The following is a 17,371-nucleotide window of genomic DNA, read 5'->3' as shown; positions in this document are numbered from 1 at the left end:
CTGGTTTGTCGAGAATAGCTCCTCAGACGACGTACAGGCTGGTGACCGGCAACGGTTCCAGCACAGCGCGTCCACCGAGGCCGTTCAGTTCAAGCACCACCGCGGCCGCGGTCACCGTCGCACCTGCCGCCTGCAGCAGCCGGACCGTCGCAGCAACCGTTCCACCGGTGGCGAGCACGTCGTCTATCACGACAACGCGCCGGCCGGTCAGATCGATCCCATCGGCGGGAATCTCCAGCGTGGCGGTGCCGTACTCCAGCGCGTAGGACTGGCTGTGCACCGGCGGCGGCAACTTCCCGCCCTTGCGGACCGCGAGAACTCCGGTACCCAACCGGGTCGCGACCGCGGCACCCAGCAGGAACCCGCGTGCGTCGATACCGGCAACCAGGTCCACACCGTCGGCGGCCTCGGCCAGTACGGCCGTCACCGCGGCAAGCCCGCGGCCGTCGGCGAGCAACGGCGTCAGGTCCTTGAACTGGATGCCCGGCTCCGGGAAGTCCGGCACCTCACGGACCAATTCGGTGAAGAGGGCGTTGAGATCGGTCACTTGCTCCCCCAGCGGTCCATGTTCCAGCCGGCGCCCCACCGCGTGGGGTTGGCGCGCACGAGCGTCAGGTCTTTCGTCACCAGCAGCGTCCGCTGCTGGCGGTACAGCGGCAGCGTCGGCAGGTCGCCCCACAGCACCCCGGCTCCCTCACCGAGCAGGCGCGCCTGTTCCTTGGGGTCGGTGGTCACGGCCAGGGCGGCGATGACGCCGTCGACGCGTTCGTTGGCGTAGCCCGACAGGTCGTTGCCGTTGCCGCTGTGCAGGGCGTACGAATCCACCACCGACGAACCGCTGGAGCCACTGCCCGCGGCTCCCCCGCCACCGGACAGGAGCACGTCGATGTCGTTGGCGCGCAAGCTTTGTGCACCGACCGTCGGCGACGCGATCTCCTGCACGGTGATGCCTGCGGCGGCGCACGACTTGGTGATCGCGGCGACCACCGAGGCCAGCCGGGCATCCGGCCCGCGATACCCCAGCCGCACCGTCAGGGGCTGGCCGCCCGCCGCGGCGCGCGCCCCATCCACGTCGGCGGCGGCGAACTGCCCACTGGCGTCGACGTTTTCGGCCACCGCGAGGGAATCATCCGACGCCGTATTCAGCCGGGCATTGCTGACGTAGACGCCGACCGCGGCGGCGATCGCGTCCCGCGGCGTACACAGCGCGACGGCGCGGCGCGCGGCCGGATCGGCCAGCACACCCTGGGCCGCGAAGATCAGCTGCTGAATGTCATCGGACGCGCTGTCCCTGCGCACGTAGCTCGACGGCACATCGTCCTTGCCGACCACGCCGGCGGCGATGTCGACGACCTCGGCCTTGCCGGACTTGATCCGGCTCGCGATGTCGGCGCCCCGCGGCGCCACCGTGATCTTGCCGATCACCGGCTTGGCGCCCCACCATTTGTCGTTGGCCGCCAACGTGATCGAGCCGTCCTTGGCCACCGACGCGAGCTTGTAGGGGCCGGCCGAGGGGAACTTCTTGAGGTCCGTGTCGGGCTTCAGATCCCAGGTGGTGTTCCAGGCGTCGGCGATCTTGTCGATGGTCGGCGCGTCACCGCTCTGCAGCGCCTTCGTCACGCCGCCGTCGCCGAGACCGAGCGCGTCGTCCAGGACGTGCGCCGGCAGCATCGACGTCGCCGCGAACAGCTGGCCGTAGTCGGTGATGTCGCGGTCGCGGACGAACGTCACCCTGGCGCGCTTCTGCCCCGGGGTGCAGTCGACGACCGCGATGTCGCTGTAGCCGGCGCGGCTGGCCGCGTCGAACGCCGGGAACTGCCCCGACTGCGCCGCCCAGGCCAGCACCATGTCGTCACACGTGACCGGCTTGCCGTCGGAGTAGACGGCGCTGTCGTTGATCTTGTAGTCGAGCGTCAGTGGCGCCCGGCCCATCACCGAAACGGTGCCGAAGTCACGATCGGCGACCACCTGCCCGTCGGGCCCGCGATAGTTGAACCCCGTCTGTACCCGCGAAAATGCTTGCGGCGCACCGGAAGCCGCGCCGACGACCGACGCGGTGTTGTAGGTGGGCAGCGCGCCGTCGACGATGTAGTCGACGGCGTCAGCCGAACTGTCACAACCGGACAGGCCGAAACCGGCCACCAACATCACCGCACCGGCCAAGGCGGTTCGGCGGAACCGGGCGGGCATCGAGGGCTAGCCCCGGGTGCGCTTACCCGACGGCTTACCGGTGGGCCGCAACGGCTTGGCCCCCGGCGCCGGCTTTTCCGGTGCGTTCACCGCACCGACGGTGACCTCGTCGCCACCGGTGACGCCGCGCTCGATCGACGACTTGCGGCGGTTGAGCACCCGGCGGGTGTGGTTCTTCACCAGGTCGGTGCGCTCGCGCATCGACACCAGCAGCGGGGTGGCGAAGAAGATCGACGAGTAGGTACCGACGATGACACCGACCAGCTGGACCAGCGCCAGGTCCTTGAGCGTGCCCACGCCCAGCAGCCACACCGCGACCACCATCAGCGAGATGATCGGCAGCGCCGAGATGAGGCTGGTGTTGATGGACCGCATGAAGGTCTGGTTGACCGCCAGGTTGGCCTGCTCGGCGAACGTCCGGCGGGTGGTGTGCTCGAAGCCGTGGGTGTTCTCCTCGACCTTGTCGAACACGATCACGGTGTCGTAGAGCGAGAAGCCGAGGATGGTCAACAGACCGATCACGGTGGCCGGCGTGACCTCGAACCCGACGAGCGAGTACACACCCGCCGTGCTGAGCAGGTCGAAGGCCAGCGAGGCCAGCGCTGCCAGCGCCATGTAGCGCTCGTAGCGGATGGTGATGTAGATCGAGACGATGACGATGAACACCACCAGCGCGATCAGCGCCTTCTTGGTGATCTGATCACCCCAGGTCGACGACACCGCCGAATCGCTGATGACGGCCTTGGACGCCTTGCCGTCCTCGCCCTTCGGCTGGAATGCGTCGAAGAGGGCGTTGCGCACCTTCTCGGTGTCCGCCGTCGACAGGGTCTCCGTGCGGATTTGCAGGGTGGCCGAGTCGCCGTTGCCGACGCGCACCACCGACTCGGGGGCATGGCCGAGCGTCTTGTTGAAGACGTCCTCGACAGCCTGCGGAGTGGCAGTGGTGGACACACCCGCCACCGGCATCGCGATCTTGGTTCCGCCCTCGAAATCGATACCGAAGTTGAAACCGCGGATCAGGATGCTGGCGATCATGACCAGCATGATCACGCCGCTGATCGCGTACCACATACGACGCTTGCCGATGACCTCGAATGCACCGGTACCGGTGTAGAGGCGGACGAAGAATCCGTGCTGCGGCAGGCTGCCGCCCGGCTCGGTGGCGGTGGTTTCCTCGATCTCGGTGGCCGAATCCTCTTCGGCCGCAGCCGATTCGGTCAGCTCCAGGTCGGTGTCGTCAGTTGAGTGCTTCGACATGTCGGTGTTACCCCTGTCCCGTCAGGCTGGCCGCTCGCCGCTCGCGCGCAATCTGCTGCACGGCGCCGAGACCGTTGTACGCAGGCTTGGCCATCCGCGCCGACTTCGACGCCAGGAAGACCAGCGGCCACGTCACCAGGAACACCACCACGATGTCGAGGATCGTGGTCAGGCCCAGGGTGAACGCGAAGCCCTTCACCTGTCCGACAGCCAGGATGTACAGCACCAGGGCAGCCAGGAAGGTGACCGCGTTACCCGAGACGATGGTCTTGCGGGCGCGTGCCCAACCACGTGGCACGGCCGAGCGGAAACTGCGTCCCTCTCGGATCTCGTCCTTGATGCGTTCGAAGAACACCACGAACGAGTCGGCGGTCGTACCGATACCGATGATCAGACCCGCGATACCCGCCAGGTCCAGCGTGTAGTTGATGTACCGGCCCAGGAGCACCAGGATCGCGAACACCATGGCGCCCGACGCGACCAGCGACAGCGCGGTGAGCAGGCCGAGGACCCGGTAGTAGGCCAGCGAGTAGAGCAGCACCAGACCGAGACCGATCAGACCGGCCCACAAGCCGGCGCGCAGCGACGTCAGGCCCAGCGTGGCCGACACCGTCTCCGCCTCCGACGACTCGAACGACAGCGGCAGCGAGCCGTACTTCAGCACGTTGGCCAGGTCTTTCGCCGTCGAGGCGTTGAAGTGGCCGGTGATCTGCGTGCGGCCGCCCGGGATCGCCTCCTGGATGGCCGGCGCGCTGACGACCTGGGAGTCGAGCACGAACGCGGTCTGGGTGCCGATGTTCTTGGCAGTGAAGTCGGCCCACACCTCGGCGGCCTTCTCCTTGAACGTGACGTCGACGACGTACTCGCCCTGCTGCTGGTTCAGACCGGACGACGCGTCCTTGATCTCGTCACCGCTGATGATCGACTTGTCCAGCAGGTAGACCTCTTTGTGGTCCTTGGAGCAGGTCACCAGCGGCAGGTTCGGGTCGTCGTTGCCGGCCAGCACGTCCTGCTGGTCGCAGCGGGTGGCCTGGAACTGCAGAGCCAGCAGCTGGATCTGCGGCTGCGTGCTCTGACGCAGGGCCTTCTCGTCGGCGATGCGCTGGGCCAGTTCGGCCTTGGGGCCGTGCGCTCCCGGCGCGGGCGCGGGGGCACCCGGTGCGGGGACGCCCGGTGCGCCCGGGGCCGGAGCGGCGGGGGCACCCGGTTCAGGTGCACCCGGAGCGGCAGGTGCCGGCGGGGCAGGCGTGGCCGAGGTGTCCGACGGCGCCGGGGTCGGCTCCTCCGGGAAGGGCCGCGGCTGCGGGGCCGGGGCGGGTGCCGGCTCGGTCGAGGCCGGGTGCGCGGGCATGCCCGGCGTCGGCGGGACGACCGGGGCCTCCGGCTCGGCGGGCGCGATCAGCGGCGGCATACCGGGCATGCCGGGCAGACCACCGGGCCCGCCGGGGATGCCACCGGGAGCCGGAGCAGCCGGCGCGGCGGGCTTCGCGGGCTGCGCGCCCTGCGCCGGGATGACGTGCACGACGGGCCGGATGTACAGCCGCGCGGTCTGGCCCAGGTTGCGGGCCTCGCTGCCGTCCTGGCCGGGCACCGTGATGATCAGGTTCGAACCGTCGATCACAACCTCGGAACCCGAGACACCGAGGCCGTTCACACGGGCGCCGATGATCTCCTGGGCCTGGATCAGCGCCTCGCGGGTCGGCGTCGAGCCGTCAGGGGTACGTGCAGTCAGGGTGACCCGGGTACCGCCCTGCAGGTCGATGCCCAGCTTGGGCTTGGCCTGCTTGTCGCCGGTGAGAAACACCAGAAGGTAGGCGCCGATCAGCAGCGCCAGGAACAACGACAAATAGCGGTATGGGTGCACCGGCGCCGAAGACGATGCCACGGTTCTAGGGTCTCCTTGAGATCGGTACGTCAGCCCCGCAAAGGGTACGTGTTGGAGCGGGAATGTCAGCCTTCGGTCTTCGGCGCGCCCTCTTCGACGGCAGCCGAGGTCACGTCCTCAGCGGCGGCCTCGGTCTCGGGCTCGATGCGGTCGCGCACGGCGAGCTTCATCCAGGTGGTGACGACGCCGGGAGCGATCTCCAGATCCACGTTGTCGTCGTCGATCCGGGCGATGGTGCCTTGCAGACCGGACGTGGTGTGCACGCGGTCGCCCACCTTCAGCGAGTTGTGCAGGTCGATCGTGGCCTGCATCTGCTTCCGCTGCCGCCGCGACGCGAAGAACATGAAGGCACCCATGACCAGGAGCAGCGGCAGGAAGACGACCAAATCCATGACAGCGAAAATCTTTCGTTCTGTTGAGTCTGTGAACAGGCAAGCGGGCCGGACCAGCCGTACGCCGTGCCGCGGTAGAGACCAGTGTGCCATCAAGGGCGTCAACGCCGACCACCACACCGCGTGCGATTCCACGACCCATCAAGCGGGACATCGCACTAGCAATTATTTTCGCGAAAGTAAGATGGGAATTTCGTGCGGATAAGCCTCTACGCCGTGCAATCCAGTTAACAATGCGCTAGCTTTTCCCGGGTGTGAGGGAGGTTCGGGACGTTGGCCTGGCAGCGAATTCGGCAATGGTGGCACCGGCCCGACCACTATGAATGGCTGTCCGCGTACATCGAGAACCGTGGCCTGCAGCCCTACACCCGCATCATCGTCGGACTGATCGTCCTCAGTGGCGGCGCGGTCGGCCTCGCGACGATCTGGAGTCCGTCCGGCCCGGCGACCGTCTTCTCCGTCGCGGTGCCGGTCGTCGCCGGTGTCGTCGCCATCGGGTGCTCGATCGTGTGGCTGACGCGCTGGCCGCGCCGGCGCCAGTCCACCGTGATCGTGATCCTGCTGCAGTTCTGTATCGCCGGCGTGTGTCTGGTGCAGCGCGACCCCAAGGCGGCGGCTCTGGGCGGCTTTGTGTTCGCGCTGCTCGCCGCGTACGTGGCGTCCTTCCACACGTCCAAATACCTGGCGTCGGTGGCCGTGACCGCCATCCTGACCGCCGCGACCTGCGGGGTCCGACTGGCGGAGCAAGGCGATCCGCAGCTGGCTGCCGCAGTGTTCGTCGGGCTCGTCGCCAACACGCTGCTGCTCCCGCTCGCCGTGCATGTGCTGGTGATGCTGCTGGGCGACGACTCCGCCGTGGCCCACCTGGACCCACTGACGCAATTGCCCAATCGCCGCGGTTTCGAACAGGCCATCCGCCCGCTGCTCGCCGGTCCCCACGCCGAATCCGAGATCAGCGTCATCCTCCTGGACCTGGACGACTTCAAACGCATCAACGACACGCTCGGGCACGCCGTCGGCGACCGGGTTCTGATGGACGTCGCCGGGGCCATCATGAACGCCCTGCCCAAAGGTGCGGTCGCGGCTCGGATCGGCGGCGAGGAGTTCGTCATCGCCATCCGTGGCAATCAGGCCACTGCCCTGCGCTTCACCGAGCGGCTACGCCGGAGCATCGCCACGAAGCCGTGGTACATGACGGCGAGCTTCGGGATCGCCCACGCGCCGGCCGGCAGCCGGCCGGTCATGGACCAGCTCCTGGCGTCGGCCGACCACGCCATGTATGTCGCCAAACGCGCCGGCGGCGATCAGGTGAGCACGCACCTGCTGTCACATCACTGACGGCTCAGGCCGAATAGCCGACCGGCAGCAACACGTCGCCCGATGTGGTCCGGAAGTAGACCTGCCATTGGTAGTAGCCCGCGAACGCGGCGGGATCGGCAGCCAGCACTGCCGCATAGTCGTTGACGGCACGGACATACGCGCCGGAATGGTTGTAGTGGTGCAGGGCGCCGTCATGGTCGGTGGCGAAACCGTTGGCCGCCAGATAGCGGCCCGCCGCGAGAATCGAATCGCGCGGCGAACGGATGTCACCGGAGCCGTACGCGGCGAACGTCGACGGCAGGAACTGCATGGGCCCCTGTGCCCCGGCCGTGCTGTCGCCGTTGATCCGGCCGAACCGCGACTCGATCAGGTTGATCGCCGCCAGGTACGTCCAGTCGACCCCGGATGCCGCCTGCGCCTCGCGGTAGTAGCCGAGCAGTTCGTCGGCGGGCGCCGGCGGCTGGATGGTCCACGGCGGGAGGTTGTCGCGCGGAGGTGTCATCCCGGCCAGCTGCCGGCCGGCGTCGACGTTGCGGCCGTACGCCGCGGCCAGTGCCGGCGGGATGCGCGGCGCGATGACCGCATCCCACTCCGGATGCCTGGCGATCTCGCGATAGGCGACCTGCTGCCGGTGCGCAGCGTCGATCAACGCGGGCTCCGGCGTCGCCGGATCCCGCACGGCCTGCTCGTCGGCGACGAGCGTGTCGGCCAGCTGCACCGGGTCGGGAGGCGGATCCGCGGCGGACGTGCCGCCACCGGTGAAGGCCAACACGACGGCGGCAGCGACGGTCGCGCAGCGACGAATCACCCCAGCGATCCGATCAACAACGCGACGATGCCGAGCACCGGGAAGATGCCCTGCGTGATGGCGGCCCGCGCTTTCTCCGGGGACGACAGCAACAGCACCAGCGCTGCGGCGGCCATCGACCCGATGCCGGCGAAGATCAGCGCCAGCCCGACCGCGTTACATCCCAAGATGATCGCCGCGATACCGACGGCGGTGACGATCGCCAGGAACAGGTTGTAGAACCCCTGGTTGAACGCCAGCTCCTTGGTGTCCACCGCCTGTTGCTCGGTGAGCCCGAAGGTGGCTCGGGTCCGCGGCGAAGTCCAGGTGAGCGACTCCATCACGAAGATGTACACGTGCAGCAGCGCGGCGAGGCCGGCAACGATCAACCCTGCGGTCAGCATGGGTCCTATTCAAACAGCCCGGCCTGTCCAAGTCCGTTTATCGGCGGTTGCAGGCCCAGGTGCGTCCACGCCTGCGGCGTCGCCACGCGCCCCCGCGGCGTCCGGGCGATCATCCCGGCCCGCACCAGGAACGGCTCGCACACCTCCTCGACGGTGGTGGCCTCCTCCCCGACCGCGACCGCCAGCGTCGAGACCCCGACCGGGCCGCCCCCGAAACTCTTTGTCAGCGCGGTCAATACGGCCCGGTCCAGCCGGTCCAGGCCGAGCTCGTCGACGTCATAGACGGCGAGTGCGGCCTTGGCCACGTCGCGGGTGATGACGCCGTCGGCACGGACCTCGGCATAGTCCCGGACCCGGCGCAGCAGCCGGTTCGCGATACGGGGCGTGCCGCGGGACCGCCGAGCCACTTCGGCACCGGCTTCGGCACCGAGTTCGATGCCGAGGATGCCGGCCGACCGGGCGAGCACCCGCTCCAGCTCGGGCGGTTCGTAGAAGTCCATGTGTGCCGTGAACCCGAACCGGTCACGCAACGGGCCGGTCAGTGCGCCCGACCTTGTCGTCGCCCCGACCAGGGTGAACGGCGCGACCTCCAGCGGAATCGACGTCGCGCCGGGTCCCTTACCGACCACCACGTCGACCCGGAAGTCCTCCATGGCGAGGTACAGCATCTCTTCGGCGGGCCGGGCGATGCGATGGATTTCGTCGATGAACAAAACGTCGCCCTCGACCAGGTTGCTGAGCATGGCGGCCAGGTCGCCGGCGCGCTCCAGCGCAGGCCCGGAGGTGACACGCAGCGACGACCCCAGCTCGGCGGCGATGATCATGGCCAGCGACGTCTTGCCCAGACCGGGCGGGCCGGACAGCAGGATGTGGTCGGGGGTACCGCCGCGGTTCTTGGCGCCTTCGAGCACCAGCTGCAGCTGCTCGCGGACCCGGGGCTGGCCGATGAACTCGCGTAGCGATTTGGGCCGCAGGCTGGCGTCGACGTCGCCCTCGCCGACAGTGAGTGCGGGCGAGACGTCCCGCTCGTCGGGCTCGGTGCCCTCGTCCTCGAACCGGCTCACTTCTTACCCAGCATCGACAGGGCCGACCGCAGCGCGGTGGCGGTGTTGGCGTCCGGATCGTTGGCCAGCACCTTGTCGGTGGCCTCTTCGGCCTGCTTGGCCGGAAAGCCAAGTCCGACAAGGGCTTCCACGACGGGACCGCGAATGGAGTGGCCACCGGCGACGCCCGCTCCGGCACCCGTCGTCGCACCGATCTTGTCGCGCAGTTCCAGGACCATGCGTTCGGCGCCGCGCTTGCCGATGCCCGGCACCCGGGTGAGAGCGGTGACGTCGCCGTCGGCCAGCGCCTGCCGCAGGGTCGGGGCGTCGTAGACCGCGAGGGTCGCCAGCGCGATCTTGGGGCCGACGCCCGAGACGCCGAGCAGCGTGTTGAACAGGTCGCGGGCGTCGGAGTCGGCGAAGCCGTACAGGGTCTGCGAATCCTCGCGCACGATCATGGCGGTGATCAGCCGTGACTCGGTGCCGCGGCGCAGCGTGGACAGCGTCGCGGGGGTGGCCATGATCTTGTAGCCGACACCGGCGGCCTCGATCACCGCGTGATCGAGCGCGATGTCGATGACCTCGCCACGGACCGATGCGATCATGCGCGCGCCGCCTTCACCTTCGCTGCGTACTGCTTCTTGAACTCCGCGGCCTTGGCCTCCGCCGCGGCCATCCGGGCGATCATGGGCGCCCGCCAGCAGTGGCAGATGGCCAGCGCGAGCGCGTCAGCCGCGTCGGCCGGAGTCGGTTTCTGTTGCAGCCCAAGAATTTTGGTGACCATGGTGGTGACCTGAGCCTTGTCCGCACGACCGTTTCCGGTGACCGCGGCCTTCACCTCACTGGGCGTGTGGAAGTACACGTCGATGCCCCGGCGCGCCGCCGCCAGCGCGATGACGCCGCCGGCCTGTGCAGTGCCCATGGCGGTGTTGGCGTTCTGGTTGGCGAAGACCCGCTCGATGGCGATGACGTCGGGACGATGCGTGTCCATCCAGTGCTCGACGGTGTCGCTGATGGTCAGCAGCCGCCGCTGCAGTTCGACGTCGGACGGGGTGCGCACCACGTCGACATCGAGCGCGGTCACCTTGCGCCCCGTGCCTCCCTCGATCATCGAGAGACCACAGCGCGTCAGACCAGGGTCGACGCCCATCACCCGCACGCCCACTCCTCACTAGGTCCCGAACAGCTGTTCGATAGCTTAGCGGGCGGTGGCGACAGGTTGCGCCAGGGACACGCTCAGATTTGGAAGTACCCCGACCGCGCGCCCTGCCGAATCTCCTGGGTCAGTTCGGCGATGCGCGCTTCCGACGCTCCCCACCAGCGGACGAGTTCACGGTGCGTCTCGGCGCCACCGTGTTCCACGATGATCTTCCAGCGCACCCCGAACAGCTTGGCCAGCAGCCAGAACGGCCACAGGATCAACAGCGGAAGAGCCAGCACCACGCCCACCCAATCCAGGAACGCGATGTCGACGATGTCGAACACATCCCAGAACGGCCACCAGCGCCGGCGCACGCGCCACTCCACCCCGTCCGGATCCGTCACCGCTGCCATCGGGACATCTTGCAGTGCGGCTGCGGGTTTCCGCTGCGCGACACCGATGTGACACGCCGGGTCGGATGCTCACACGTACCTGGAGCCCGGGTGCACGACCATCAGCACCACGACGATCACCCACAGCAGGTTGAACATGCCGGTCACCATGCCGAGGGTGCGCAACTGCCGCCCATCGTCGGGCGCGGCGAGCGCCGCCCGCTGACGCGGGGCGATCTGGAACGCGAGCAGTCCGCCGGCGATGGCCGTGAGCACCATGGCCACGATGATCCAGACCTCGGTCGAGCGCCCCTGGACACCGGCGAGGGCGAGGCCGACGACGGGCACAACGAGCGCCAGCACCCCGTAGACGCGTGTGATGCGGTGCAGCGCACGGGCGACGCCGTCGTTGCGTTCCGCGTTCGCCGACGGTCCGCCGGCCGGCGCGTAGCGGGGAAACAGGCTGGTGGCCACGGCGATCGGCCCGACGAAGAGGATGCCCGCGACGACGTGGACGGACAGCAACAACGCTTGCATAACCTTCAGTCTAACTGAAGGTTATGGCGAAGCGGACATGACTCGTCTCATGTACTCGCGTAATGCGTCGGTCAGTTCAGGGTTTTGTGCCGCGAACTCGGTGTCCAGACGGGCCACGACGTCAGCCGCGCGGTTCAGCAACGACTCCCCCGCGGCCGTCACGCGCAACGTAGAAGCAGCACCGGCGTGCGCCGTGCTGTCGTCGACGAGTCCCGCCTCGACGAACGCCGCGACCGCCGCGTGCGCACTCTGCACGGTGATGCGCGAACGCCGGGCGAGTTCACTGAACGAGATGCCGGCGCTGCCCCGGATGTGCCCGAGCAGTCCGTACTTGCGCGTCGTCAGCCCGAGGGGCTTGAGAGCGTCGGCGAATGCGGCGTCCCACACCCGACTGACGGTCAGCAGCGTGACAGTCGGGCTGAACGGAGGCGGCTCGGACATGCTCGGCAGGCTACCGCCGGAGCGGCTACTCCTCGTCGAGCTGCGCGGCGACGTCGTCCGGGATCTCGACGTTGGTGTAGACGTTCTGGACGTCGTCGCTGTCCTCGAGGGCGTCGACGAGCTTGAACACCTTGCGGGCGCCCTCGAGGTCGACCTCGACGGACACCGACGACTGGAAGCCGGACTCGGCCGAGTCGTAGTCGATGCCGGCGTCCTGCAGCGCGGTACGCACCGCGACCAGGTCGGTGGGCTCGCAGATGACCTCGAACGAGTCACCGAGGTCGTTGACCTCTTCGGCACCGGCATCGAGGACGGCCATCAGCACGTCGTCCTCGGTCTGGCCGTTCTTCTCGAGCGTGATGATGCCCTTGCGGGAGAACAGGTAGGCGACCGAACCCGGGTCGGCCATGTTGCCGCCGTTGCGGGTCATCGCGACGCGGACCTCACCGGCGGCGCGGTTGCGGTTGTCGGTCAGACACTCGATGAGCACCGCGACACCGTTGGGGCCGTAGCCCTCGTACATGATGGTCTGCCAGTCGGCGCCGCCGGCTTCCTCGCCGCCGCCGCGCTTGCGGGCCCGCTCGATGTTGTCGTTCGGTACCGAGCTCTTCTTGGCCTTCTGGATGGCGTCGTACAGGGTCGGGTTACCGGCCGGGTCGCCGCCGCAGACGCGGGCCGCGACCTCGATGTTCTTGATCAGCTTGGCGAACATCTTGCCGCGCTTGGCGTCGATGACGGCCTTCTTGTGCTTGGTTGTCGCCCACTTGGAATGGCCGCTCATGCGTGTACGCCCTCTTTCTGATCAAACGTCAGCTGATCAGTTTACGTGGACGAATCGGAGGCCCCGACAGGCCTGGTCAATCACTACTTCCGGACCGGCTGCAGCAGGTTGTAGACGGTGTCCGACCCGACCTTCATCGGCGCGAAGTTGACGCCCACCCAGTCGGCGATGTCGCTGTGCGCATCGGCGCCCCAGTGCCCCTTGTTGTCGGAGACGATGTAGTACGCCACCTCGTGGGCCGCCACGTAGGACTGGAACTGCTGCAGCGTCGGCGCCGGATCGGACCCGCCGAAGCCACCGATCGCGATGACGGGCGTGCGGGTGTCGAGCTCCAGACCGGCGGCCGGCGACGACCGGTCGATCGCCGCGGACCACTTGGTGCTCGTGGCCTTGAGCAGCGCGTTCAGTTGGGGGTTCTCGTCACGCTGACCCCAGCCGCCGTGTTTGTCGTCCTTGTCCGCGGGGCCGACGGAAGGCCCGCCGCCGAGGTGCGGCTGGCCGAAGGTCGCGAGCGAGTAGGCCACCGAACCCCCGACAGCGCCGAACATCGCCAACGCCACCGCGGCTGCCGCCACCCGCTGACGCCCGGGCCACACGAATGCGACCGTGCCGACGACGGCGGCAGCCAGGATCACCCAGCGCAGTGCGGGCAGCCAGTCGGCGTTGCGGCCGAGAATCACGAAGCCCCACATCCCGCTGGCCAAAAGCACTGCGGCCAAGCCGATCCGGTGGAACCGGGAGTCCCGGCGGCGCCAGAACTCGATGACGAAGACGGCGAACATCGCCGCCATGGCCGGAGCCAGCGCGAGGCAGTAGTACGGGTGCACGTTGGTCTTCATGAAGCTCAGCACCAGGCCGACACTGACGAGCCAGCCGCCGAACAGGATGGCGCCGGCCCGGACCCGATCGGTGCGCGGTGCGCGACCGCGCGAGATCAGTACGAGCACGGTGGCCAGCAGCGCGGCCGGCACCAGCCAGCCGATCTCGAAACCGAATTCACCGGTGAACAGCCGCGGCAGGCCCTGAGTCTGATCACCCATGCCGAAGCCATGGTGCCCGGCGGTCTTGATCGTCTCACCGGCGGCGTGTCCGGCGTGTTCCCCGGTGAGGGTGTGCACCGTCGACGGCTTGTCGGGGTCGCTCTTACCCATGTGGTTCTTGCCGAGCACGCGACCAAAGCCGTTGTAGCCCAACACCAGATTCATGAAACTGTTGTCGGTCGAGCCGGCCATGTAGGGCCGGGACGACGCCGGCCACAGGATCGTCAACACCACGAACCAGCCGGCGGAGACCAGCATGGCCGCGAGTGCACCGAGCAGGTGCCACAGCCGGGCGCGTAGCGCGACGGGCGCGGCGACGAGGTACGTCAGACCGAGCGCCGGCATGACCATCAGACCCTCGAGCATCTTGGCCAGGAACGCGAAACCCAGTGCGACACCGGCAAGGGCCATCCACTTGGCGCCGCCGCGGCGAGCCGCGCCATGTGCACCGTTGTCGAGCGCACGGACCGTGAAGTACGCGGCCAGTGTCATCAGCAGCACCATGGCCGCGTCGGGGTTGTTGAAGCGGAACATCATGGCGGACACCGGGGTCAGCGCGAGCACCGCACCGGCGAGCAGCCCGGCCGCCGGACCACTGGCCCGTCGTACCGCGGCGCAGAGCAGCCACACCGAGCCGACGGCCATCAACGCCTCGGGGATCAACATGCTCGCGCTGCTGAAGCCGAAAATCTGCCCGGACAGCGCCATCACCCACTGCGACAGCGGCGGCTTGTCGACGGTGATGACGTTGTTCGGGTCGATGGAGCCGAACAACAGCGCCTCCCAGTTCCGGGAGCCGGCCCACACGGCGGCGGCATAGAACTGGTTGCCCATGCCGTTGACCGTGATGTTCCACAGGTAGCCGACGGCCGTCACGATCAGCAGCACGGCCAGCGCCGCGCGCTCGCGGGTCTTGGTGGGTGCCGTGATCTCCGGCTCGGCCATCGGGGCGTCCAGGACGGCGGCGGATGTCGTAGTCACCCGACCATTAAGGCAGCCCCAGCTATGGCCCAGCTGTGAAGCGGGCGAGCCGCCGCTATGACGTGCGGACGTGATGAAACTGCTCACAATCAGCGGATTCACAGAAGGCCCTCCAGTGAACAGTCGTACACTCAACCTATGGACGACCCTCTCGCCAGCGAAGCCGCCGCCCTCACCGAGCTCGGACTCAACGAGCTGGGCACCGCCGTCGACGGCATCCACAAGGTCCAGCGCGCCATCTCCGAGCGGGTCTTCCGACTGGTGGGCCTTGGCGTCGGCCCGGCCGCCAAGCCCGTGAAGGTCGTCTACGACGCCATCACCGACGGCGTCTACTCCACCATCAGCCATGTGGCCACCACGGCCGCGCCCATCGCCGGCAAAGCCGTGCACGACCAGACCGCAGGCAAGCTGTCCGATCAGGCCGGTGGCGCACGCGTCCTCGCGGTGCTGCAGGGTTTGATCGGCGACAAGCTCCACGAGCAGGGTTCCGTGCTGGCGACGACGATGTCGGTGCGGGTCGACGGCCGGCCGGTCACCCTCGACACCGACAGCCTGCGCGCCGCTTATCCGGCCGCGACGGGTGACGTCGTGGTGTTCCTCCACGGCCTGATCGAGACCGAGGCCTTCTGGGCCCTGGGAAAGCGGCCGACGTACGCCCAGCGGCTCGGGGCCGACATCGGCATCACCGGCGTCGAGATTCGCTACAACACCGGCCTGCACATCTCCGACAACGGCGTGCTGCTGTCCGAACTGCTGGACCAGCTGGTGGCCGCCTGGCCGGTGCCGGTCACGTCGATATCCCTGGTCGGCCATTCGATGGGCGGGTTGGTCGTCCGATCGGCGTGCGCGGTGCCCGGCGCGTCATGGGTGAATCGGGTGCGCACCGTCGTCACGCTGGGCACCCCGCACACCGGCGCACCGTTGGAGAAGGTCGTGCACTACGGGTCGGCGGCGCTCAGCGCACTGCCCGAGACCCGCCCGTTCGGCAACCTGCTGCGCCGGCGCAGCACCGGGATCAGAGACTTGCGGTTCGGCTCACTCGACGAACGCGACTGGCGCGACTGCGAACCGGACGCCCTGCGGGCGCAGCAGCCGCCGATCGACGTGCCACTGCTCGAGGGGGTCTCGTACTACTGCGTGACCGCGACCATCGCCCGCACGCCGGCCAACCCGATCGGCTGGGTACTCGGCGACGGACTCGTGCAGGTGCGCAGCGCGCAAGGCCGAAGCCGCAAGCGCGACATGGGGTTTGACCGCGAAAATCGCCTGCATCTACCGGAGGCGCACCACTTCACGCTGCTGAACGACGAGCGGATCTACGAGCGCCTGCGCGTCTGGTTGTCGCGGTCAGAGGGACTCGACGAAGAGCTTGTGGATGCGCCGGTCGCCGGTGACCTCGGGGTGGAACGACGTCGCGAGCATGCGGCCCTGACGGACGGCGACGGGGTGTCCGGCCGCGCGGGCCAGCACCTCGACGTCGGGCCCGACGCGCTCGACCCAGGGCGCCCGGATGAACACCGCGTGCACGGGATCGTCGAGGCCGACGAAATCGAGGTCGTCTTCGAACGAGTCGACCTGCCGGCCGAAGGCGTTGCGCCGCACCGTCATATCGATCCCGCGTAGCGGCAGGGCCTCACGGCCCGGCACACCGGCGTCGTTGATCTCGGTGGCGAGCAGGATCATGCCGGCGCACGATCCGTAGCACGGCATGCCCGCGGCCAGGCGGTCGCGCAGCGGCTCGAGGAGTTCCAGCTCGCGCAGCAGGTGGCTCATCGCGGTGGACTCGCCGCCCGGGATCACCAGGGCGTCAACGGCATTCAGCTCCGTGAGGCGCCGGACCGTGGACACCTCGGCGCCCGCTTCGCGCAGGGCAGCCAGATGCTCTCGGGTGTCCCCCTGCAAGGCCAGGACACCGACGTGCGGGCTCACTCGGCCGGTGGGACGAAGCCGCGGTTGTAGCGGGTCAGCCCCTCCTGCATCACGGCGGCCACCATCTCGCCGTACTGGTTGAAAATCTTGCCCTGCGTCAGCGCGCGGCCGCCGCACGCCGACGGCGACGACTGGTCGTACAGCAGCCATTCGTCGGCCCGGAACGGCCGCATGAACCACATGGCGTGGTCCAGCGAGGCGATGTTCATATGTTTGCGTACCTCAAGGTGATTCACCTGCGCCGAACCCAGCAGGGTCAGGTCGCTCATGTAGGCCAGGGCGCAGATGTGCAGGACGTGGTCGTCGGGCAGCGGGTCGCGGTGCCGGAACCAGACCTGCTGCTGCGACGCCTTGCCGGGCACCCGGACGACCTGGTCGCGCGGCACGATGCGCACGTCCCATTCGGCAAACTGGGCGAACCCGGCGTCGTCGAACGCCCCGGCGGACCGGAAGCCCTTCGACAGGTCGGGCGGCGGCGGCACCGGCATGGCGTCCTGGTGCTCGATGCCGGACTGGTCGGTCTGGAACGACGCCGACATCGAGAAGATGTTCTCGCCGTGCTGGATGGCACTCACGCGGCGGGTGCAGAACGACCCACCGTCGCGAATGCGCTCCACCATGTACACCGTCGGTGCGCGGGCGTCACCGGGACGCAGGAAGTACCCGTGCAGCGAGTGCACCTGGTACTTCGGCTCCACGGTGCGCACCGCCGACACCAACGACTGACCGGCTACGTGGCCACCGAAAGTGCGCTGCAGAAAACCCGATTCCGGGCTGAAGACACTGCCGCGGTAGATGTTGACCTCGAGTTGTTCGAGGTCGAGTATCTGCTCGATTGCCACCTGTTGGTT

Annotated in this window: 18 protein-coding genes and 1 pseudogene; 2 read left to right on the top strand and 17 right to left on the bottom strand. The window is 68.3% G+C overall.

The genetic code is table 11. From position 1 onward, the window contains the following. Window positions 1-22 precede the first annotated feature (22 nt). From ACZ5IQ_RS13625 to yajC, 5 genes are all read right to left on the bottom strand, one after another. Window positions 23-547, bottom strand: a complete 525-nt coding sequence (locus ACZ5IQ_RS13625) for an adenine phosphoribosyltransferase (protein ID WP_212811622.1) — start codon at window positions 545-547, stop codon at window positions 23-25. Beyond that, complete coding sequence (locus ACZ5IQ_RS13620) at window positions 544-2,190, bottom strand: ABC transporter substrate-binding protein (protein WP_212811623.1); 1,647 nt, start codon at window positions 2,188-2,190, stop codon at window positions 544-546. Before ACZ5IQ_RS13620 ends, ACZ5IQ_RS13625 begins: the two co-directional genes overlap by 4 nt. Before the next feature lie 6 nt (window positions 2,191-2,196). Further along, window positions 2,197-3,447 carry a protein translocase subunit SecF gene (gene secF, locus ACZ5IQ_RS13615; protein ID WP_212811624.1) on the bottom strand — a complete coding sequence of 417 codons (1,251 nt, stop codon included), beginning with the start codon at window positions 3,445-3,447 and terminating at the stop codon, window positions 2,197-2,199. A gap of 7 nt (window positions 3,448-3,454) precedes the next feature. Next, window positions 3,455-5,332, bottom strand: coding sequence for a protein translocase subunit SecD (gene secD / locus ACZ5IQ_RS13610; protein ID WP_212811625.1), 1,878 nt, complete (start codon window positions 5,330-5,332; stop codon window positions 3,455-3,457). Between the two features lie 65 nt (window positions 5,333-5,397). After that, window positions 5,398-5,724, bottom strand: coding sequence for a preprotein translocase subunit YajC (gene yajC, locus ACZ5IQ_RS13605; RefSeq protein WP_212811626.1), 327 nt, complete (start codon window positions 5,722-5,724; stop codon window positions 5,398-5,400). Window positions 5,725-5,997: 273 nt separating this feature from the next. Between yajC and ACZ5IQ_RS13600 the strand changes: the two genes are divergently transcribed. Beyond that, window positions 5,998-7,062, top strand: coding sequence for a GGDEF domain-containing protein (locus tag ACZ5IQ_RS13600; RefSeq protein WP_318984454.1), 1,065 nt, complete (start codon window positions 5,998-6,000; stop codon window positions 7,060-7,062). A gap of 4 nt (window positions 7,063-7,066) precedes the next feature. Here ACZ5IQ_RS13600 and ACZ5IQ_RS13595 read toward each other — a convergent pair whose 3' ends face one another. The 10 genes from ACZ5IQ_RS13595 to ACZ5IQ_RS13550 all read right to left on the bottom strand — a co-directional run bounded on the left by ACZ5IQ_RS13595 (window position 7,067) and on the right by ACZ5IQ_RS13550 (window position 14,591). Next, window positions 7,067-7,816, bottom strand: a complete 750-nt coding sequence (locus ACZ5IQ_RS13595; RefSeq protein ID WP_318984619.1) for a lytic transglycosylase domain-containing protein — start codon at window positions 7,814-7,816, stop codon at window positions 7,067-7,069. Between the two features lie 32 nt (window positions 7,817-7,848). Continuing rightward, window positions 7,849-8,235 (bottom strand): DUF1304 domain-containing protein, encoded by a 387-nt coding sequence (locus ACZ5IQ_RS13590; protein ID WP_318984453.1) that lies wholly within the window; start codon window positions 8,233-8,235, stop codon window positions 7,849-7,851. A 5-nt stretch (window positions 8,236-8,240) separates the two neighbouring features. Beyond that, window positions 8,241-9,299 carry a Holliday junction branch migration DNA helicase RuvB gene (ruvB, locus tag ACZ5IQ_RS13585; protein WP_212811629.1) on the bottom strand — a complete coding sequence of 353 codons (1,059 nt, stop codon included), beginning with the start codon at window positions 9,297-9,299 and terminating at the stop codon, window positions 8,241-8,243. After that, window positions 9,296-9,883 carry a Holliday junction branch migration protein RuvA gene (gene ruvA, locus ACZ5IQ_RS13580; protein WP_318984452.1) on the bottom strand — a complete coding sequence of 196 codons (588 nt, stop codon included), beginning with the start codon at window positions 9,881-9,883 and terminating at the stop codon, window positions 9,296-9,298. The genes ruvB and ruvA overlap by 4 nt, the downstream gene beginning before the upstream one ends. Beyond that, window positions 9,880-10,437: a crossover junction endodeoxyribonuclease RuvC gene (gene ruvC, locus ACZ5IQ_RS13575; protein WP_212811631.1), complete on the bottom strand. Its 558-nt coding sequence runs from the start codon at window positions 10,435-10,437 to the stop codon at window positions 9,880-9,882. Before ruvC ends, ruvA begins: the two co-directional genes overlap by 4 nt. A 77-nt stretch (window positions 10,438-10,514) precedes the next feature. After that, window positions 10,515-10,832, bottom strand: coding sequence for a hypothetical protein (locus tag ACZ5IQ_RS13570; RefSeq protein WP_318984451.1), 318 nt, complete (start codon window positions 10,830-10,832; stop codon window positions 10,515-10,517). A gap of 69 nt (window positions 10,833-10,901) precedes the next feature. After that, a complete protein-coding gene (locus ACZ5IQ_RS13565; protein ID WP_318984450.1) occupies window positions 10,902-11,348 on the bottom strand; it encodes a hypothetical protein in 447 nt (148 codons plus the stop codon). A gap of 21 nt (window positions 11,349-11,369) precedes the next feature. Next, window positions 11,370-11,789, bottom strand: coding sequence for a MarR family winged helix-turn-helix transcriptional regulator (locus ACZ5IQ_RS13560; RefSeq protein ID WP_318984449.1), 420 nt, complete (start codon window positions 11,787-11,789; stop codon window positions 11,370-11,372). A gap of 25 nt (window positions 11,790-11,814) precedes the next feature. Next, entirely contained in the window at window positions 11,815-12,570 is a 756-nt protein-coding gene (locus tag ACZ5IQ_RS13555) for a YebC/PmpR family DNA-binding transcriptional regulator (RefSeq protein ID WP_464481352.1), read from the bottom strand. A gap of 83 nt (window positions 12,571-12,653) precedes the next feature. After that, window positions 12,654-14,591 (bottom strand): ArnT family glycosyltransferase, encoded by a 1,938-nt coding sequence (locus ACZ5IQ_RS13550; RefSeq protein WP_406775779.1) that lies wholly within the window; start codon window positions 14,589-14,591, stop codon window positions 12,654-12,656. A 57-nt stretch (window positions 14,592-14,648) separates the two neighbouring features. Here ACZ5IQ_RS13550 and ACZ5IQ_RS13545 point away from each other — a divergent pair. Then, window positions 14,649-15,581: pseudogene (locus ACZ5IQ_RS13545) on the top strand (esterase/lipase family protein); the annotation flags it as partial. Window positions 15,582-15,938: 357 nt separating this feature from the next. Here the strand turns inward: ACZ5IQ_RS13545 and pdxT are convergent. Next, window positions 15,939-16,520: a pyridoxal 5'-phosphate synthase glutaminase subunit PdxT gene (gene pdxT / locus ACZ5IQ_RS13540; RefSeq protein WP_135356935.1), complete on the bottom strand. Its 582-nt coding sequence runs from the start codon at window positions 16,518-16,520 to the stop codon at window positions 15,939-15,941. After that, the gene (tesB, locus tag ACZ5IQ_RS13535) at window positions 16,517-17,362 is read right to left on the bottom strand and encodes an acyl-CoA thioesterase II (RefSeq protein WP_135356934.1); all 846 of its coding nucleotides are present in this window, start codon (window positions 17,360-17,362) and stop codon (window positions 16,517-16,519) included. The genes pdxT and tesB overlap by 4 nt, the downstream gene beginning before the upstream one ends. Window positions 17,363-17,371: the final 9 nt, after the last annotated feature.

The organism is Mycobacterium toneyamaense, assembly GCF_055384815.1.
The sequence above is the reverse complement of the archived record's forward strand: the minus strand, read 5'-3'. Positions and strand labels throughout refer to the sequence as shown.